The sequence below is a fragment of the Ligilactobacillus sp. WC1T17 genome (genome assembly GCA_900110005.1).
In the GTDB taxonomy this organism is placed as follows: Bacteria; Bacillota; Bacilli; order Lactobacillales; family Lactobacillaceae; genus Ligilactobacillus; species Ligilactobacillus ruminis_A.
Window position 1 is genome coordinate 1 of sequence record FOCC01000025.1, and the last position, 1,256, is coordinate 1,256.

General features: G+C 37.9%; 3 protein-coding genes. 2 read left to right on the top strand and 1 reads right to left on the bottom strand.

Features of this window, described 5'->3' with window-relative positions; translation table 11 throughout:
• Positions 1 to 267: 267 nt before the first annotated feature.
• Complete coding sequence (locus BMX26_RS09340) at positions 268 to 468, top strand: hypothetical protein (RefSeq protein WP_075531146.1); 201 nt, start codon at positions 268 to 270, stop codon at positions 466 to 468.
• An 11-nt stretch (positions 469 to 479) separates the two neighbouring features.
• Positions 480 to 719 (top strand): DUF2922 domain-containing protein, encoded by a 240-nt coding sequence (locus BMX26_RS09345; protein ID WP_075531147.1) that lies wholly within the window; start codon positions 480 to 482, stop codon positions 717 to 719.
• Positions 720 to 757: 38 nt separating this feature from the next.
• Here the strand turns inward: BMX26_RS09345 and BMX26_RS09350 are convergent, their stop codons facing one another.
• Entirely contained in the window at positions 758 to 1,147 is a 390-nt protein-coding gene (locus BMX26_RS09350; protein WP_075531148.1) for a VOC family protein, read from the bottom strand.
• Positions 1,148 to 1,256: the final 109 nt, after the last annotated feature.

Below are 1,256 nucleotides of genomic sequence, written 5' to 3' on the forward strand. Positions count from 1 at the left end.
AGTAACCGGTGCAAGAATGACCGGTTTCCAAAACTTGGCAGCTTATGGTCAAAGGAAGACTTGTTATTACAACAGCCAAGGACAAATGCTATATGGACGCCAATATATCAATGGACGCTGGTATAACTTTAACCGAGTAACCGGTGCTTTACAGTGATAGAAAAAAAGCAGATTCTTTGTGAATCTGTTTTTTTTATGCGCAAAATAAAAAGTTTGAACGTTATTAAGGATGTAAGATCTTGCAATAAAAAAAGGGAGGCCAAAACAATGGCAGTTGTATGGAAGAAAAGTAATTTAAAATTTGCTTGTAAAGGTAGCGATGGTACTCAGTCAAATCGGAATTTTAGTAATGTATCTCAGGCAGCTGATGAAACAAAAGTTAATGCATTAGCCGATATTGTGGCTAAATTAACCGGGGATAAAGTTGAAGCAGCTACTTTGACAGTGACACAAACGATTACCAAGTAAGGGGGATTACGATGAAAAACTTAAAGATGACTTTTAAAACCGGCAGCAAAACGCATTCGGTTCAACTAAAAAATGTGGCACAAGAATTTGATGAGAAAACAATCAAAGCTGAAATGCAGGCTTTAAGTGCTTTAGATCTTTTTTCCAACCAAGATGGAAAATTATATGATACCCCTTATAAGGCGGAATATATTGACACCAATGAAAAAGAAATTTTTGACAGTGGTAATACCGCAGTTGTTAAAGCTTAAGTGATAAAAAAAGAAGCTGAAATTTTTCAGCTTCTTTTTTATTTTCCTTGGTAAACAGCAATTTCAATTAAATTTTGGTCTAAATCATGAATGTAGACAGCTTCCATTTCGCCTTCAGAACCGCTTTTTTTAACTGGACCCGCTACAATATCGATAAAGTAGCTCTTTAAATGGTTTACAATCGCATCCATTTTATCACCTGCTACAATGCATAAATCACCGCATCCAGGCACAGCAGCTTCAGCTTTCAAAGCCTGACGATCTGTGGTAACTAGGCGGATTAGTTGGTGGCCGCAACGCAAGGTCGTTGTTTGTTCGTCGGATTGATCTTTTAAGACAGGCATGTCAAATGTTTCATGGTAAAAGCGCGTTGAGGCCTCAAGGTTGGAGACAGGTAAAACAATATGGTCGAGACGTTTAATTTTCATGTAATGTTCCTTTCGTTGATAGATGTGTCGTTACAAAGTTAAATAATTTAAAAGGCGCAAGACGGCTTTGGCTCATAACCGCTCCCAAAAGCACCCTGGAGTAGTTGGG